Origin of the sequence: Silanimonas lenta DSM 16282, from assembly GCF_000429065.1 — a bacterium.
GTDB classification, from domain to species: domain Bacteria; phylum Pseudomonadota; class Gammaproteobacteria; order Xanthomonadales; family Xanthomonadaceae; genus Silanimonas; species Silanimonas lenta.
Genome location: NZ_AUBD01000001.1, coordinates 169,310 through 185,960, shown reverse-complemented (window position 1 = coordinate 185,960; position 16,651 = coordinate 169,310). Strand labels below are relative to the sequence as shown.

Annotated in this window: 12 protein-coding genes and 3 tRNA genes; 7 read left to right on the top strand and 8 right to left on the bottom strand. The window is 69.8% G+C overall.

From position 1 onward, the window contains the following. Positions 1–7 precede the first annotated feature (7 nt). Positions 8–3,145, top strand: coding sequence for an efflux RND transporter permease subunit (locus G408_RS0100860; RefSeq protein WP_028769546.1), 3,138 nt, complete (start codon positions 8–10; stop codon positions 3,143–3,145). A 9-nt stretch (positions 3,146–3,154) separates the two neighbouring features. On the opposite strand, the gene G408_RS0100855 is transcribed toward G408_RS0100860, so the two are convergent. Further along, on the bottom strand, positions 3,155–4,078 hold the full coding sequence (locus tag G408_RS0100855) for a mechanosensitive ion channel family protein (RefSeq protein ID WP_051282462.1): 924 nt from the start codon (positions 4,076–4,078) through the stop codon (positions 3,155–3,157). Between the two features lie 5 nt (positions 4,079–4,083). Continuing rightward, positions 4,084–6,471 carry a phosphoenolpyruvate synthase gene (gene ppsA / locus G408_RS0100850; RefSeq protein WP_028769544.1) on the bottom strand — a complete coding sequence of 796 codons (2,388 nt, stop codon included), beginning with the start codon at positions 6,469–6,471 and terminating at the stop codon, positions 4,084–4,086. Between the two features lie 128 nt (positions 6,472–6,599). On the opposite strand from ppsA, the gene ppsR reads away from it, so the two are divergent. From ppsR to G408_RS0100830, 4 genes are all read left to right on the top strand, one after another. Further along, entirely contained in the window at positions 6,600–7,418 is an 819-nt protein-coding gene (gene ppsR, locus G408_RS0100845) for a posphoenolpyruvate synthetase regulatory kinase/phosphorylase PpsR (protein ID WP_028769543.1), read from the top strand. A 53-nt stretch (positions 7,419–7,471) separates the two neighbouring features. After that, on the top strand, positions 7,472–7,972 hold the full coding sequence (locus tag G408_RS12455) for a DUF1249 domain-containing protein (protein WP_051282461.1): 501 nt from the start codon (positions 7,472–7,474) through the stop codon (positions 7,970–7,972). Positions 7,973–8,018: 46 nt separating this feature from the next. Further along, a tRNA-Ala gene (locus tag G408_RS0100835) sits at positions 8,019–8,094 on the top strand. Positions 8,095–8,121: 27 nt separating this feature from the next. Next, positions 8,122–8,197, top strand: a tRNA-Glu gene (locus G408_RS0100830). A gap of 90 nt (positions 8,198–8,287) precedes the next feature. Here G408_RS0100830 and G408_RS0100825 read toward each other — a convergent pair. Beyond that, entirely contained in the window at positions 8,288–8,524 is a 237-nt protein-coding gene (locus G408_RS0100825) for a hypothetical protein (protein ID WP_028769542.1), read from the bottom strand. A gap of 9 nt (positions 8,525–8,533) precedes the next feature. Further along, on the bottom strand, positions 8,534–10,174 hold the full coding sequence (locus tag G408_RS0100820) for an acyl-CoA dehydrogenase family protein (RefSeq protein ID WP_028769541.1): 1,641 nt from the start codon (positions 10,172–10,174) through the stop codon (positions 8,534–8,536). A gap of 208 nt (positions 10,175–10,382) precedes the next feature. Here G408_RS0100820 and hemN point away from each other — a divergent pair, with 208 nt between their 5' ends. Then, complete coding sequence (gene hemN / locus G408_RS0100810; protein WP_028769540.1) at positions 10,383–11,756, top strand: oxygen-independent coproporphyrinogen III oxidase; 1,374 nt, start codon at positions 10,383–10,385, stop codon at positions 11,754–11,756. An 18-nt stretch (positions 11,757–11,774) separates the two neighbouring features. Here the strand turns inward: hemN and G408_RS14635 are convergent, their stop codons facing one another. Beyond that, positions 11,775–12,407, bottom strand: coding sequence for a 4'-phosphopantetheinyl transferase family protein (locus G408_RS14635; protein WP_051282460.1), 633 nt, complete (start codon positions 12,405–12,407; stop codon positions 11,775–11,777). A 62-nt stretch (positions 12,408–12,469) separates the two neighbouring features. After that, a tRNA-Val gene (locus G408_RS0100800) sits at positions 12,470–12,544 on the bottom strand. 161 nt (positions 12,545–12,705) lie between these two features. On the opposite strand from G408_RS0100800, the gene G408_RS12445 reads away from it, so the two are divergent. After that, on the top strand, positions 12,706–14,478 hold the full coding sequence (locus G408_RS12445) for an EAL domain-containing protein (protein WP_051282459.1): 1,773 nt from the start codon (positions 12,706–12,708) through the stop codon (positions 14,476–14,478). A 70-nt stretch (positions 14,479–14,548) separates the two neighbouring features. Here G408_RS12445 and msrA read toward each other — a convergent pair whose 3' ends face one another. Beyond that, complete coding sequence (msrA, locus tag G408_RS0100790; RefSeq protein WP_028769539.1) at positions 14,549–15,181, bottom strand: peptide-methionine (S)-S-oxide reductase MsrA; 633 nt, start codon at positions 15,179–15,181, stop codon at positions 14,549–14,551. A gap of 1 nt (position 15,182) precedes the next feature. Continuing rightward, positions 15,183–16,610 carry a WS/DGAT/MGAT family O-acyltransferase gene (locus tag G408_RS0100785; protein ID WP_051282458.1) on the bottom strand — a complete coding sequence of 476 codons (1,428 nt, stop codon included), beginning with the start codon at positions 16,608–16,610 and terminating at the stop codon, positions 15,183–15,185. Between the last annotated feature and the right edge of the window lie 41 nt (positions 16,611–16,651).

The following is a 16,651-nucleotide window of genomic DNA, read 5'->3' as shown; positions in this document are numbered from 1 at the left end:
GGCCCCCATGATCGATCTCATCGTCCGGACCACCATCAAGCACCGCTGGCCGGTGCTCGTGCTGGTGCTCCTCTTCGCCCTGTGGGGCGCGTCGAACCTCGCCCGCCTGCCGATCGATGCCGTCCCCGACATCACCAACGTGCAGGTGCAGATCAACACCACCGCGCCGGGCTATTCGCCCCTCGAGGCCGAGCAGCGGGTCACCTATCCCGTCGAGACGGCGCTGGCCGGCATCCCCGGCCTGCGCTATACGCGCTCGCTGTCGCGCTACGGGCTCTCGCAGGTCACCGCCGTGTTCGAGGACGGTACCGACATCTACTGGGCACGGCAGCAGGTGGGAGAACGCCTGCTGCAGGTCCGTGGTCAGCTGCCGCCGGGCCTGGTGCCGGCGCTCGGTCCGGTGGCCACCGGGCTGGGCGAGATCTACCTCTACACCCTCGAGGCCGAGCCCGGCGCCCGGCGTGCCGATGGGCGGCCCTGGACCACCACCGACCTGCGCGGCGTGCAGGACTGGGTGGTCAGGCCACAGCTGCGCACCGTGCCCGGCGTGGTCGAGGTCAACAGTATCGGCGGCCATGTGCGCGAGATCCGGGTGGCTCCCGACCTGGCGCGGCTGGCCGCGAGCCGGCTCGGCCTCGACGACCTCGTCGCAGCACTGGAACGCGGCAATGCCAGTGTCGGCGCCGGCTACATCGAGTCGAACGGCGAACAGGTGCTGGTGCGCGTTCCCGGCCAGTTCGACGGCCCCGAGGCAATCGCCGGACTGGTGGTTGCCCGGCGTGGTGCCTCGGTGCTGCGCGTGCGCGATCTCGCAACGGTGTCCGAGAGCCATGAGCTGCGCACCGGTGCCGCCACCGAGAATGGGGCCGAGGTGGTGCTCGGCACCGTGTTCATGCGCATGGGCGCGAACAGCCGCGAAGTGGCGCGGGCGGTGGGCGAGCGGATCGAGGCGATCCGTGCCTCGCTTCCCGAAGGCGTGCGGCTGCGCCCGGTCTACGACCGCACCACCCTGGTCGAGCGCACCATCGCCACGGTCTCGGGCTCGCTGGCCGAGGGTGCCCTGCTGGTGGTGCTGGTGCTGTTCCTGCTGCTCGGCAACCTGCGGGCGGCACTGATCACGGCCATGGTGATCCCGCTCTCCATGCTCGCGACCGCCAGCGGCATGCGCTTCGCCGGCGTCTCGGGGAACCTGATGAGCCTGGGCGCCCTCGACTTCGGGCTGATCGTCGATGGCGCAGTCATCATCATGGAGAACTGCATCCGCCGCTTCGGCGAGGCCCAGCAGCAGCTTGGGCGGGCGCTGGAGCGCGCCGAACGCGAGGCCCTGGCGGTCTCGGCCACCACCGAGGTGATCCGTCCCAGCCTGTTCGGCGTCGGCATCATCACCGCCGTCTATCTGCCTGTCTTCGCCCTCGAGGGAGTCGAGGGAAAGATGTTCCACCCCATGGCCTTCACCGTGGTACTCGCCCTGACCGCAGCGATGCTGCTCTGCCTGAGCTTCGTGCCGGCCATGGTGGCGGTAGCGCTGGGAGGGCGGATCGAAGAACGCGAAAACCGCGTACTGCGCTGGCTGAAGCATGCGTATGCTCCGGTACTGGAACGGGTGCTGACCCTGCGCTGGCGGGTGGTGCTGGTGGCCCTGCTGCTGGTCGCCGGAGCCGGGATCGCCACCGGCCGCATGGGCCGGGAGTTCATCCCCAGCCTCGACGAGGGCGACATCGCCCTGCATGCGATGCGCATCCCGGGCACCTCCCTCTCGCAGGCGGTCCAGATGCAGGCCCAGCTGGAGCGGAGGATCGCCGCCCTGCCCGAAGTGGCGCGGGTAGTCTCGAAGATCGGCACCGCCGAGGTGGCCACCGATCCCATGCCGCCCTCGGTGGCCGATACCTATGTGCTCCTGAAGCCGCGCCGGGAATGGCCCGATCCGCGCACCCCCAAGGCCGAGGTGCTGGCGCGCCTGGAGGCCGCCGTGGCCGATGTTCCGGGGAACAACTACGAGTTCACCCAGCCAATCCAGATGCGCTTCAACGAGCTGATCTCCGGCGTCCGTGCCGACGTGGCGGTGAAGGTGTTCGGCGACGACCTCGACACCCTCGCGGCCCTGGCGCGGCGGATCGAAGGCATCGTTTCGGAGATCGGAGGCGCCGCCGACGTCGCCATCGAACAGACCACCGGCCTGCCCATGCTGGTAGTGGAACCAGACCGCGAGGCCCTGGCGCGATACGGCCTGGACGTGGCTGGACTCCAGTCGCTGGTGGCCACCGCCGTCGGCGGGCGCGAGGCCGGCCTGCTCTATGAAGGCGACCGTCGCACCCCGATCGTGGTCCGGCTGGACGAAGCGATACGCAACGATCCCGGGCGCCTTGCCCGCCTACCGGTCCCCCTGCCCGGTGAGGGCGGGGCAGGGACGGGAAGCGTGCCGCTCGGCGAACTGGCCCGCCTTGCCATCGAGACCGGGCCGAACCAGGTCAACCGCGAGAACGGCAAGCGGCGGGTGGTGGTGACGGCCAATGTCCGTGGCCGCGATCTCGGTTCCTTCGTCGCCGAACTGCAGCGCCGCGTGGCGGCCGAGGCCGGCATTCCGGCCGGCTACTGGGTGGATTACGGCGGCACCTTCGAGCAGCTGCTCTCGGCCTCGAGGCGCCTTGCCCTGGTGGTGCCGCTCACCCTGCTGCTGATCCTCGGCCTGCTGCTGCTCGCCTTCGGCTCGGGCCGCGATGCCCTGGTGGTGTTCTCCGGCGTACCGCTGGCGCTCACCGGCGGCGTGGCCGCCCTGCTGCTGCGCGGGCTACCGCTGTCGATCTCGGCCGGCGTGGGCTTCATCGCCCTGAGCGGCATTGCCGTGCTCAACGGCATCGTGATGCTGAGCTTCATCCGCCAGCTGCGTGCCGGCGGCATGGCACTGGAACCGGCGATCCGCGAGGGTGCCCTGACGCGCCTGCGCCCGGTGCTGATGACCGCCCTCGTGGCCAGCCTGGGCTTCCTGCCCATGGCCCTGGCCACCGGTGCCGGCGCCGAGGTGCAGCGGCCACTCGCCACCGTGGTGGTGGGGGGCGTTCTGTCCTCGACCCTGCTCACCCTGTTCGTCCTGCCGGCCCTGTACCGCCTGGTGCATTCCCCCGGGCGGAAGCGGGGATGCGGCTGAGCCGGTGCCTCAGGCCGGGGCATCGCCCCCGGCCTGGGGATGGGTGTACAGATGCACGTCGCGCTGCGGAAAGGGGATGCTGATGCCGCGGCGGTTGAACTCGGCATGGATCGCCTCGATCAGCTCGCTGCGGGCGATGATCACGTCCGGCGTCGGCACCCAGGCCCGCAGCAAGAGGTTGATGCTGCTGTCGGCAAAGGCGGTGAACACCACGTCGGCCGGCGGCTCCTTCGCCACCCTCGGGCTGGCCGCCGCGACCGCCAGCAGGGCCTCGCGGGCCTTGCCGAGCTCGGAGCCGTAGGCCACGCCCACCGGGATGTCGAGGCGGCGCACCGGGCGGGCGGTGAAGTTGATGATCGGCGCCGTGGTGATCTGGCTGTTCGGCAGCACGATGATGCGGTTGTCCACCGTGCGCATGCGGGTCTGGAACACATTCACCTGCTCGATCACGCCCTCCAGCCCGGCGATCTGCACGAAATCGCCGGCGCGGAAGGGGCGCAGCAGGATCAGCATCACGCCCGAGGCGAAGTTCGACAGCGAGTCCTTGAGGGCGAGGCCGACGGCGAGACCGGCGGCGCCGAGCACGGCGATCAGCGAGGCCGGCGGCACCCCGAGCTGGGTCAGCGCGGCCACGCCGATCACGATGGAGCCGGCGAAGCGGGCAATGTTGTGCAGGAACTTGCGCAACATCGGATCGACATTCGCCCGGCCCAGGGCCCGCTCCATGGCATTGGCCAGCAGGCGCACCACCCACAGGCCGAGGACCAGGATCAGCGCGGCGGTGAACAGCCGCAGGCCCCAGGTCTCGAGCAGGCGCACCCAGTCAATGCCGCCCATGAGCTCGCCGAGGCGGGCCCAGATGCCCAGCGCATCCGCCACCTCGGGCGGCAGCGGGGCAGGGGAGGGCGGCGTGCCCGGCGGCGTGGCGGCCATCCCGCTCACCGCCCCTTGTGCTGCGCCAGCCGCAGCCAGGTATCGACCACGGTGTCCGGGTTCAACGACACCGATTCGATGCCCTGGTCCATCAGCCATTCGGCGAGATCCGGGTGGTCGCTGGGTCCCTGGCCGCAGATGCCGACGTACTTGCCCTTGGCGCGGGCCGCGGCGATGGCCATCGACAGCATCTTCTTCACTGCCGGGTTCCGCTCGTCGAACAGGCTGGCGACGATGCCGGAATCGCGGTCGAGGCCGAGCGTGAGCTGGGTGAGGTCGTTCGAGCCGATCGAGAAGCCGTCGAAGATCTCGAGGAATTCATCCGCCAGCAGGGCGTTCGAAGGCACCTCGCACATCATGATCACCTTGAGGCCTTCGGGATCCCCGTGGCGGCTGCCCTGCTTCAGCCCATTGGCCTCCAGCACCTCGATCACCGCGCGGCCCTCTTCCAGCGTCCGCACGAAGGGAATCATCACCCAGAGGTTGGTGAGGCCCATCTCCTCGCGCACCTTGCGCACCGCACGGCACTCGAGGGCGAAGCACTCGCGGAAGTCCGGGTGGATGTAGCGCGAGGCGCCGCGGAACCCGATCATCGGGTTCTCCTCGTGCGGCTCGTAGGCCGCGCCGGCGATCAGGTTGGCGTATTCGTTCGACTTGAAGTCGGACAGGCGCACGATCACCGGGTGCGGAGCGAAGGCCGCCGAGAGCGTGGCGATGCCCTCGGCAAGGCGCTCGACATAGAAGCCGACAGGGTCGCTGTAGCCCGCCATCAGCGGCTCGATCTGGGCGCGGATGTTGGCCGGCTGCCGGTCGTACTCGAGCAGGGCGCGCGGGTGCACGCCGATCTGGCGGGCGATGATGAACTCGAGGCGGGCAAGGCCGATGCCCTGGTGCGGCAGCTGGGCGAAGTCGAAGGCCCGCTCCGGGTTGCCCACGTTCATCATGATCTTGAGCGGGGCGGGCGGCATCTTGTCGAGGTCGGCCACCACCTTCTCGAAGGGCAGCTGCCCGGCGTAGATGAAGCCGGTATCGCCCTCGGCGCAGCTCACCGTCACCGGCGTGCCGTCCGGAATCACCTTCAGCGCGTCGCCGGTGCCCACCACTGCCGGCACGCCGAGCTCGCGGGCGATGATGGCGGCATGGCAGGTGCGGCCACCGCGGTTGGTGACGATGGCGGCGGCACGCTTCATCACCGGCTCCCAGTCGGGGTCGGTCATGTCGGCGATCAGCACGTCGCCGGGCTGTACCCGGTTCATCTCGGCCACGCTGCGGATCACCCGGGCGATGCCGGTGCCGATCTTCTGGCCGATGGCCCGGCCCTGGGCCAGCACCTCGCCGCGCTGCTTGAGGCGGAAGCGCTCGACCTGGGTGGCGCGGGCGCGCGACTTCACGGTCTCCGGGCGGGCCTGCACGATGTAGAGCTTGCCGGTGATGCCGTCCTTCGCCCACTCCACGTCCATCGGCCGGCCATAGTGCTTCTCGATGACGAGCGCCTGGCGCGCCAGTTCCTCCACGTCATGGTCGCTGATCGAGAAGCGCGCCCGCAGCTCGGCCGGCGTGTCCTCGTTGCGCACCCGCTCGCCGGGCCGGTCGGAGTACACCATGCGGATCTGCTTGGCGCCGAGCGTGCGGCGCAGGATGGCCGGGCGGCCGGCCAGCAGGTTCGGCTTGTAGGCGTAGAACTCGTCCGGGTTCACCGCGCCCTGCACCACGTTCTCGCCAAGGCCATAGCTGGCGGTCACGAACACCACATCGCGGAAACCGGATTCGGTGTCGAGGGTGAACAGCACGCCGGAGGCGCCGACATCGGAGCGCACCATCAGCTGCACGCCGGCCGAGAGGAACACGTCCTCGTGCTTGAAGCCGTGGTGCACGCGGTAGGCGATGGCGCGGTCGTTGTAGAGCGAGGCGAAGACCTCCTTCACCTTGTGCACCACCTCGTCGGCGCCGCGCACGTTGAGGAAGGTCTCCTGCTGGCCGGCGAAGCTGGCATCCGGCAGGTCCTCGGCGGTGGCCGAGGAGCGCACGGCCACCGAGACCTCGGCGGCCCCGGCCTCGGTGCACATCCGGGCATAGGCCTCGCGGATGGCGGCATCCAGCGCCTTGGGCAGCGGGGCATCGATGACCCAGCCGCGGATCTCGCGGCCGGCGGCGGCAAGCGCATCGACGTCGTCCACGTCGAGGGTGGCGAGCTTCGAATAGATGCGCTCGTGCAGGTGGTTCTCGGCGATGAACTCGCGGAAGGCATCGGCCGTGGTGGCGAAGCCGCCGGGCACGGAAACGCCCAGCTGGGCGAGGTTGCCGATCATCTCGCCGAGGGAGGCGTTCTTGCCCCCCACCTGCGCCAGATCGGTCAAACGAAGGTCCTGCAGCCAAAGCACATGGGCGTTCAAGGGCAACTCCGGCATACCGCGTGGGGGAAACCGGTATTTTCCGGGCTGGGCCGCGCATGGACAAGTTCGCCATCCAGGCGAGACCATCCGGGGGAGGATCGCCCTTCGTCCAGCCAAACCGTCCGCCCATGCCCCTGCGCCCCGTGTATTTCGTCTCCGATGGCACCGGCATCACCGCCGAGACCATCGGCAACAGCCTGCTCACCCAGTTCTCCGGCCTCGAGTTCGAACGCCACCGCCTGCCCTTCGTCGATACCCTCGAGAAGGCACGGCAGGCCGCCGCCAGCATCCGCGAGGGCGGCGAGCGCCTGGGGGTGCGGCCCATCGTCATCAACACCGTGGTGGACGAGGCGCAGATGAAGGTGCTCGCCGAGAGCGGGGCGCTGATCCTCGATGTCTTCGCTCCCTTCATCAGCCCGCTCGAGCAGGAACTGGGCCAGGCCCGCCAGCCGCGGGTGGGGCAGGCCCATGCGCTGGTGGACTTCGATGCCTATGAACGGCGCATGGATGCCACCAACTTCGCGCTCACCCACGATGACGGCACCGACCTCGACTACGACGAGGCCGACGTGCTGCTGGTCGGCGTATCGCGTTCGGGCAAGACCCCGACCTGCCTCTACCTGGCGCTCCACTACAGCATCCGCGCCGCGAACTACCCGCTCACCCCCGAGGATCTCGAGGCCGACCGCCTGCCGGAAAAGCTGCGCCGCCACCGCCGCAAGCTGTTCGGCCTGACCATCGACCCTGCGCGCCTGCAGAAGATCCGCGAGGAGCGCAAGCCCGGCTCGCGCTATGCCACGCTGGACGTCTGCCGCCGCGAGGTGGCCATCGCCGAGGCCATGTTCCGCCGCGAGCAGATCCCGGTGCTGAGCACCACCCATACCTCGATCGAGGAGATCGCCTCGAAGATCGTGGTGCACTTCGGCTTCCAGCGCAGCCATTTCTGAAGCCGTCGGGAAATGCGGTTGCCGCCGAGGCAGGGCACCCCTACAGTGGCCCGATGCGCCAGAACCGCGCCAATCTGCCGTATCCCGCCCTCGGCCGCTTCGCCTGGCTGATGGGCCTGTACGGCGAGAATTACGAACGCCTGCTGCGCCTCGCTGACCTGCGCGCGATGGCGCCGGGGCATTACCTGTCCAGCGTGGGCGACGGCCTCGACCTGCACCTCGAGGTGCTGGAACGGCACGCGCACACCGTGGAACTGCGGCTTTCCTACGCCATCCTCGATCCGCTCACCGGGCGCCCCGACCCCTCGGCCGTGCTGCGCGCCTACACCGATTCACGGCAGGCCGAGGCGCTGACCTGCCACATCGGCCGGCACTGGCAGGACGTGCTGGGCCTGCGCCCCTCGCCGCGGGTGATGATGGGCCACCGGCTGCGGATGAACGGCTTCCTCGGCAAGTGGCTCGGCTACCTCGAAGGGCTGGGGCATGGCCGGGGAACGCTGCGCAGCGCCCGCGAAGACGAACGCCCGCAGAACCTTTCGATGACAGACGCTTGACGGGCGCGAAATGGCTGACTATGATGCGCGCCTCTCCTGAATCGGTGGGGCTATAGCTCAGCTGGGAGAGCGCTACAATGGCATTGTAGAGGTCATCGGTTCGATCCCGATTAGCTCCACCAACTTCTTCTCCTGCGTCACCTCTGTTCGTCCCCATCGTCTAGAGGCCTAGGACACCTCCCTTTCACGGAGGCGACCGGGGTTCGAATCCCCGTGGGGACGCCAAAGGCCAGGCCACGCACGAAAGCCACCTCCGGGTGGCTTTCGGCGTTTCGGGGCAGGGAATCCCCATGAGCCGGATTCGGGCCGGCGATTCTAGAGCACGAAACACTGCAGGAAGGTGCCCACGAGCAGCAACGCGCAGAGCACCAGCAGGAACCGGTCCCGCCGCCTCCGGGAGTCGGTGGCCCCGGGTGCTGGCAGGCGTGTCTTCGTGGCAGGCGCAGGCCGCGGCGGAAAGACACGCCGGGCGACCGGGCGCAGAACCCCGTGCAGCACCGAGTGGATGCCAGCCAGCAGTGCCATGGCGAGAAGGATCAGCAGAACGTCCATGCCATGCGCTCAGGCGGGAAAGGCTGCGTCCAGCCAGCCGGGAAGCGGCAGGCCGGCGGGCAGGGTACCCAGCGCCCGGCCGCCCTCGCCGCCGAGCCGGCTGCGGCAGAAGGCCTCGGCGCCCGGCGCCCCGGCCTCGAACAGCAGGGCGGCCTGCCACAGCAGCGCCAGCCGCTCGACGAGCCAGCGGGCCCGCGCCTCGAGTTCCTGCGGCGGCAGCCCAAGCAGCCGTTCCAGTCCATCGAGGGCGGCGGCATAGGCCGGATGCGCCCCGCGCTGCGACCCGAGTACCGCCAGCAGGGCCTCGCGGGCATCCGGCTCGCGTGCCAGGGCACGCAGGACATCGAGACACTGGATGTTGCCGCAGCCTTCCCAGATCGAGTTGAGGGGCGCCTCGCGGTAGAGGCGGGCGAGCAGCGACTCCTCGATGTAGCCGGCGCCGCCCAGGCACTCCTGGGCCTCGTTCACCACGGCCGGCGCGCGGCGGCAGATCCAGTACTTGCCAATGCCGGTGCCGATGCGGGCGAGGGCGGCCTCCACCGGATCGTTGCCGGCGCGGTCGATGGCCGAGGCGATGCGGAAGGCCAGCCGGGTAGCGGCCTCCGATTCCAGTGCCAGATCGGCCAGTACCTGCTGCATCAGGGCATGGTCCACGAGCCGGCGGCCGAAGGCCTGGCGGTGGCGGGCATGGTGCAGGGCCTCGATGAAGGCGCGGCGCATTTCGGCGGCGGAACCGAGCATGCAGTCGAGGCGGGTGAGCGCCACCATCTCGATGATGGTGGCCACCCCGCGCCCCGGCTCGCCGATGCGCCGCGCCCAGGCGCCCTGGAACTCGACCTCGCTCGAGGCATTCGCCCAGTTGCCGAGCTTGTCCTTCAGGCGTTGCAGGCGCAGGGCATTGCGGCTGCCATCGGGCAGCACCCGCGGCAGCAGGAAGCAGGAGAGCCCGGCCGCCTCCTGCGCCAGCACCAGGAAGGCATCGCTCATCGGCGCCGAGAAGAACCATTTGTGGCCGACCAGCGCCACCTCCGCGCCGCCGCAGGGATGGGCCACGGTGGTGTTCGCACGCACGTCGGAGCCGCCCTGTTTCTCCGTCATGCCCATGCCGAGGCCCAGCCCCGGTTTGTCGGCCGGCACGGCCAGTTCCGGGGCGTAGCAGCGGCTGGTGAGCCCGGCCAGCCAGTAAGGCTCCAGGTCCGGCTCGCGGCGCAGTACCGCGATGCCGGCATGGGTCATGGTCAGCGGGCAGGACGTGCCGGCCTCGGCCTGGTGGTGCAGGTAGCTCAGGGCGGCCCGGGCGACATGGCGGCCGGGCGCCTCGCTTTCCCAGCTCAGGGAATGCACGCCATGGGCGTAGGCCGTGGCCATCAGCCGGTGGTAGGCCGGATGGAAGTGCACCTCGTCGATGCGGTGCCCGAAGCGGTCGTAGGGCTCGAAGCGCGGGCGGTTCCGGTTGGCCTCCTCGCCGAGCGCGATGAGCTCGCCCCCCACCAGCCGGCCATACGCCGAAAGGGCTGCCGCGAAGCCATCGGCGCCGCCCGCGGCCACGCACTGGCGCAGCACCGGGTCGCTGGCATAGGCGTCGAAATCCTGCAGGGACGGCGGCTGGTTGAAGACGCGATGGGTGGCGAAGTCGGCGGGAGATGGCATGGGCGTGCCGGGGCTGGGGCCGGAAGACCGAGTGTCGGCACGCCGGGCCAGGCCGGCAAGCCGGACTGGGCCGCCATGCCGGGCATCGACCTGCCTCGGGGTCATCCATGGAATGACATAATATTCATTATGCGAACTCTTGGGCATGGTCCGCACGGGTTGATACAGGTCAACGCCCGGTGAGGACGGCCTGCCTAGAGTTCCGGCCATGCCGCCCACGCCGCTGCCCTTCGATGCCGAACTGATCGCCCGCCACGACCGGCCCGGGCCACGCTACACCTCGTATCCGCCCGCGCCGCGCTTCCACGAGGGCTTTGGCCGGCGCGAGTTCGAGGCCGCGATCGCCCGCAGCAACGAAGAGCCGCTGCCGCGGCGGCTCTCGCTCTACGTGCATGTGCCGTTCTGCCACAGCCCCTGCTTCTACTGCGGCTGCAACCGGGTGATCACCCGCGACGCAGCGCGCGGCCCGGCCTACCGGCAGCGCCTGCAGCACGAGATCGACCGCATCGCGCCGCTGTTCGCCCCGGACCGCGAGGTGGTGCAGCTGCATTTCGGCGGCGGCACGCCGAACTTCCTTCCGGTGCCGGAACTGGCCGCGATCGTCGGCCACCTGCGGCGGCATTTCGTCTTTGCCGACGAGCGCCAGGCCGACCTCTCGCTCGAGGTGGACCCGCGCACCCTGGGCCCGGATGCCATGCCCGGCCTGCGCGCCATCGGCTTCAACCGAATCAGCCTCGGCATCCAGGATTTCGACCCGGCGGTGCAGGCGGCGGTGAACCGCCGGCAGGGCTTCGAGGCCACCCATGCCCTGGTGGAAGCCGCCCGGGCCGTGGGCATGCGTTCGGTGAACGTCGATCTCATCTACGGCCTGCCGCGGCAGAGCGCGGCGGGCTTCGCCCGCACCCTGGAGCAGGTGCTCGCCCTGCGGCCAGACCGCATCGCGGTCTACAGCTACGCCCACCTGCCGCAGATGTTCCGCGCGCAGCGCCGGATCGATGCCGCCGAGCTGCCCGATCCGGCGCAGAAGATCGCCTTGCTCGGCCAGGCCATCGCCGCGCTCACCGCGGCCGGCTACGTCTACATCGGCATGGACCACTTCGCCCTGCCCTTCGACGAGCTGGCCGTGGCCCAGCGCCGGGGCGGTCTGCATCGCAACTTCATGGGCTACACCACCCATGCCGACACCGATCTCGTGGGCTTCGGCGCCAGCGCCATCAGCCGCATCGCCGATGCCTATGCCCAGAACCAGCGCGAACTGGCGGCCTGGGAGGCCGCGATCGATGCCGGCGGCCTTGCCATCTGGCGCGGGCTGGTGCTGGAAACCGAGGATCTGATCCGCGCCGACCTGATCCAGTCGCTGATGTGCCACGGCGAGGTGGATTTCCTGGAACTGGGACGGCGCTGGGACGTGGAGGCCATACGCCTGCTCGACGAAGCCCGGCCGCGGCTCGCGGCCCTGCTCGCCGACGGTCTGGTGGCGCTGGAGGGCGACAGGCTGCGGGTGCTGCCCCGGGGGCGCCTGCTGCTGCGCGTGGTGGCGGCCTGTTTCGACCCCGCCGCTCCACCCGCAGTGGCCGCCTGAGTGCGGACGGCCGCGTCTTCAGGAAGCAAGCAGGCAAAGGGCGGCGCAATAGCCTGCCGGAATGTCGGCAACGAGATCGTGGCCGAGGCATTCCCGGCCCTCGAAGCGGCAGACCCATGCCCTTCCCTCGCCGTCCCCGCCTCCAAGCTCGAGACGCCCCGGAGCGATCCGCAGTCCCTCACCAAAGGCTTTCAGCACCGCCTCCTTGCGGCACCAGGCACGGGTGAGCCAGGCCTGGCGCATGGCCTCGGGCTGCGATTGCCAGGCCCCGAACTCGGCGGGCGTGAGGATCTCCCGGCCCAGGGCTTCGCCGGGCCGGGCGATCAGGGCCTCGATGTCCACCCCCAGTTCTCCCGGCCCCCAGGCAAGCAGGCCGATGCCTTCGCTGTGGCTGAGATTGAAGCCCAGCGCCTGCCCGGGCAGATAGGGCTTGCCGCCCTCGCGGCGGGCGACCGTCAGGCCGGCCGGAGGCAGGCCGAGCACCGCGCCCAGGGTCTCGCGCAGGCACTGGAAGGAGGCCGCCTGGCGCTGGCGCAGCAGCGGCGTGCGCTTGCGTTCGACGCGGGCACGTTCCTCCGCCGAGAGCAGGCCCATGTCGACCGCGACCGCATCGAGATCGAACACGCGGTACTGGATGGCGGAAGGCAGCATCGCGGCAGCTTAACGCGGCCCCGGAAACGAAAACCCCGGCACGGGGCCGGGGTTTCGGAGCGTGGTGGGCGGTGTAGGGTTCGAACCTACGACCCCTGCCGTGTGAAAGCAGTGCTCTACCGCTGAGCTAACCGCCCGGAACCAGAGAAGAAGAACCGAGGCGCGAGAGAATAGCGGCGAGGCCGGGCGGCGTCAATGGCGGCCTGCCGGCAGCGCGAACTGCGGCGGCCTTGGCAGTTCGCGCAGGCCGCGCCCGGACTGTCGCCTGCCTGTCATCGCGGCATTCCAGTGTGCCGGCATGGCTGCTGCCGTTTCCGATCCCCTGCTCTCGCCCAAGGCCATCGTCGAGGCTGCCCTGGCTCCTGGGGGCCTGTTCCCGGTCTACCAGCCGGTGGTGCGTCTTGCCGACATGGTGGTGACGGGGCACGAGGGCCTGGTGCGCAGCGCCCTTGGCGTTCCGCCACCGCGGATATTCGATGCGGCCCGGCAGCTCGGGCGGCTGGTGGAGATCGAACTGCAGGCCGCGCGCACCGTCATTGGCGGCTATGGCTTCGCCGCCGGAGCCGGACGCCTGCTGGTCAACCTCAGCAGCAGCGCGCTCATGGACCCGGAGCTGCGGGCCTCGCAGGTGGTCGAGCTGATCGACCGCGCCGGCGTGGATGGCTCGCGGCTGATCGTCGAGATTTCCGAGCGTGACGTGGTGGAGGACATCGATGCGCTGGCCGGGCCCCTGCGCCAGCTGCGCGCCCGCGGCGTGCGGATCGCCCTCGACGACTTCGGCAGCGGCCATTCCAACTTCAGCCTCTGGCAGGCACTTGGTCCGGAGTACGTGAAGCTGGACCGCAGCATCGTCCATGGCGTGTCGCAAAGCTCGCGGCAGCTCGCCATCATCCGCGCCCTGATGCAGGTGGCCGAGGAGTTCAGCACCGATCTGGTGGCCGAGGGCATCGAAGACGAGGCCGACCTCGCCCTGCTGCGCGATCTCGGCATCCGCTGCGGCCAGGGCTATGCCCTGGCCCGGCCGGCCCGCGAACCGCGCCATGACGTGCCCGAGGCCCGGGAGCGCATGCGCGCCTGGCCGGTGCCGGTACTGCCCAGTTCCTCGCCCTCGATCGTGGCCCGCGAGGTGCTGGTCGCGAACCTGCTGATCGACTCGCCGGCCGTGGGGCTCGATACCCGCAACCTCGAGGTGAATGCCCTGTTCCGCAAGCACGGCGGCCTGCATGCGCTGGCGGTACTGGACGGAGAGCGGCCGGTGGGACTCATCAACCGGCGGGTATTCATGGAGCGCTTCGGCCAGCCCTTTGCCCAGGAGATCTTCGGCGCCAAGCCCTGCACCGAGTTCATGCACGCCAATCCGGTGGTATGCGAGGCCGACACGCCGGTCTCGGCGCTGCTCGACGTGCTGCGCGGCGAAGACCAGCGCTACCTGTCCGATGGCTTCGTCATCACCCGCAATGGCCGCTATGCCGGGCTCGGCACCGGCGAGGCCCTGGTGCGGCGGGTGAGCGAACTGCGCATCGAGGCGGCGCGCTATGCCAACCCGCTCACCTTCCTGCCGGGCAACATCCCCATCACCGTGCACCTGGAACGGCTGGTGGCCGGCGCCCTGCCCTTCGCCGCCTGCTACGCCGATCTCAACCATTTCAAGCCCTTCAACGACCAGTACGGCTACTTCCGGGGCGATGCCATGATCAAGCTGCTGGCCGAGGTGCTGAAGCGCCATGTCGATCCGCGCTTCGATTTCCTCGGCCATGTCGGGGGCGACGACTTCGTGCTGCTGTTCCAGAGCCAGGACTGGCGCGAGCGCTGCCTCGCGATCATCGCCGAATTCGATCGTGCGGCCCGGGGGCTGTTCGATGCCGAGGACCTGGCGCGCGGTGGCATCGAGGCCGAGGACCGCCTCGGCAATCCCTGTTTCTTCCCCATCACCACCCTGGTCATCGGCGCGGTGGTGGTGGTCCCCGGCGTGGCGCATGGCCCGGAGGCCATCGCCACCGCCTCGGCGCTGGCCAAGCGCAAGGCAAAATCGCGGCAGCAGGCCTTCTTCGAGATGCGCCTCGAGGCCTGAAAGCCGGCCTCCATGGCCGCCATCGCCGACGCGCCGCAAGGCGGATACGGACCGCGCGGGCGAGAAGATTTCAGGAGGATCGACGCACGAGGTGGGGGAAGTGCTGCTCGAGCTTCGCCACCTTCGGCAGTGCGACGCCAGCGACATAGGGCTGTGCCGGATTCCGCCCGGCATAGTCGTGGTGGTAGGCCTCGGCGGGATGGAAGGTCGAGAAAGGCTCGAGCGTGGTGGCGATGGGCGCGGCGAAGATGCCCGCGGCATCGAGCTCGGCGATGTAGGCGGCGGCCATGTCGCGCTGGCGGGCATCGACCGGAAAGATCGCCGAGCGGTACTGCGGGCCGATGTCATGGCCCTGGCGGTTGCGCTGGGTGGGGTCATGGGCCACGGTGAAGAACACCCTAAGTAGCTCGCCAAAACCGATGCGGTCGGGGTGATAGCGGATCCGGATGGCCTCGGCATGACCGCTGCGACCGCTGCATACCGCCTCGTAGTGGGCCAGGGCCGGATCGCCCCCCACATAGCCCGGCATCACGTTCAGCACCCCGGCCAGCCGGGCGAACACCGCCTCGGTGCACCAGAAGCAGCCCCCCGCCAGCACGGCAAGGCCGACATCGTCCCCGGCCGCCATCGCCTGCGTGGGCAGCGGCACGCGCTCGGGCGGCACCTTCAGGCCCTGCCCGGGGAGGGGGCAGAAGGCCGCCATCTCAGCTCTCCTCCGCCAATGCCGGCAGCAAGGCCTCGGCATCCTCCGGCGCCAGCTCGCGATCCCAGCCGGCCATCAGGGCGAGGTAGAGCAGCTTGTCGAACTCCGGCTCGAAACGGCGGATCACCGAATCCGGGTCGGGCATCAGCTTGGCATCGGCGATCAGGCCGAAATGCACCTGGCCGTTGTAGCTGAGGATGGACACGCCGATGCCGATGCCGCCGGTCTGCGGCACCCAGAACATCATGTCCTTGATCCGGCAGCCGGCGAGGTAGAGCGGGCTCTGCGGCCCCGGCACGTTGGTGGCCACCGCCGTGGCCTTGCGCGAGAACAGCTCGAGCGCCAGCCGCTGCACCGCGGTGGGCGCCATGCCGAGCGCGGCGAGCAGACCGAAGGCCATCACCGCCTGCCGCGACTTCCTGAGCTGGCGCATGTTGGCGGCCACTGCCTGCAGGCGGGCCACCGGATTCGGCTCGCCCACCGGCAGTTCGAGGAAGACGAGGCCGAAGTGGTTGCCGAGCTGCCTGGCATGTTCCAGCGGCCGCAGGTTCACCGGCACGGTGACGCGGATGTTGCGGCCATCCAGCACTTCGCCGCGCTCGATGAGATAGCTGCGCAGGGCGCCGGCCACCGAGGCCAGCAGCACGTCGTTCACCGTACAGTGGAAGGCCCGGCCCACTGCCTTCACGTCGGAGAGCGCCAGCGGTTCGGCCCAGGCGCAGCGTTTGCTCACCCCCAGCGGCATCTTCAGCACCGTGGGCGGGTCGTCCTCCAGCGCCAGCGCGTAGGCGAGCTCCTTGGCCAGTTCCAGCCCCTCGTTGGCCAGCACCCCGGCCAGCGAGGGATCTCGGGCGAAGTCCATGCCCTTCTCCAGCATTTTCTCGCCCATCTGCACGTAGCGGCCGATGGCCCCCACGCGCTGCGCCACCTTGGCGTGCTCCTCCTTCTTCAGCCAGCGCCGGGTGAGCGGTTCGGCCTTGGCGGGACGGGCCTCGACATCGGTCATCGAGAGCAGCACCTGCACCAGGGCGATGCCATCGGCATAGCAGTGGTGGATGCGGCAGACCAGGGCCGAGCCGCCGCCATAGCGCTCGACGAGATGGAACTGCCAGAGCGGCTTGGTCTGGTCGAGCGGCGTGCTCGCCATCTGGCTGACGAAGCGCTCGAGCTCGCGCTTGCCGCCCCGCCCCGGCAGGGCGGAGAGCCGCACATGCCAGTCGATGTCGAAGTCGGCATCGGTTTCCCAGGCCGGGCCCATCGCCGTCTCCACCACCTTCTGGCGGAAGCGCGGATAGGCGAGGAAGCGTTCGCGGACGACCTTCTTGAGCCGTTCCAGCGACATCGGCTCCTCGAACATCATCACCGCCGAGATCATCATCAGGTTGGTGCTGCGCTCCATGCGCAGCCAGGCGGTATCGACCCGCGACATCGGCTCGCGCCGGCGCCGGCGCAGCGGTGCCGCGCCCTCGG

Excerpts from the sequence above, each read along its gene's own strand:
- G408_RS0100860 (WP_028769546.1), top strand. The coding sequence starts at position 8 with ATGATCGATCTCATCGTCCGGACCACCATCAAGCACCGCTGGCCGGTG.
- G408_RS0100855 (WP_051282462.1), bottom strand. The coding sequence starts at position 4,078 with ATGGCCGCCACGCCGCCGGGCACGCCGCCCTCCCCTGCCCCGCTGCCG.
- ppsR (WP_028769543.1), top strand. The coding sequence starts at position 6,600 with ATGCCCCTGCGCCCCGTGTATTTCGTCTCCGATGGCACCGGCATCACC.
- G408_RS12455 (WP_051282461.1), top strand. The coding sequence starts at position 7,472 with ATGCGCCAGAACCGCGCCAATCTGCCGTATCCCGCCCTCGGCCGCTTC.
- G408_RS0100825 (WP_028769542.1), bottom strand. The coding sequence starts at position 8,524 with ATGGACGTTCTGCTGATCCTTCTCGCCATGGCACTGCTGGCTGGCATC.
- G408_RS0100820 (WP_028769541.1), bottom strand. The coding sequence starts at position 10,174 with ATGCCATCTCCCGCCGACTTCGCCACCCATCGCGTCTTCAACCAGCCG.
- hemN (WP_028769540.1), top strand. The coding sequence starts at position 10,383 with ATGCCGCCCACGCCGCTGCCCTTCGATGCCGAACTGATCGCCCGCCAC.
- G408_RS14635 (WP_051282460.1), bottom strand. The coding sequence starts at position 12,407 with ATGCTGCCTTCCGCCATCCAGTACCGCGTGTTCGATCTCGATGCGGTC.
- G408_RS12445 (WP_051282459.1), top strand. The coding sequence starts at position 12,706 with ATGGCTGCTGCCGTTTCCGATCCCCTGCTCTCGCCCAAGGCCATCGTC.
- msrA (WP_028769539.1), bottom strand. The coding sequence starts at position 15,181 with ATGGCGGCCTTCTGCCCCCTCCCCGGGCAGGGCCTGAAGGTGCCGCCC.
- G408_RS0100785 (WP_051282458.1), bottom strand. The coding sequence starts at position 16,610 with ATGTCGCGGGTCGATACCGCCTGGCTGCGCATGGAGCGCAGCACCAAC.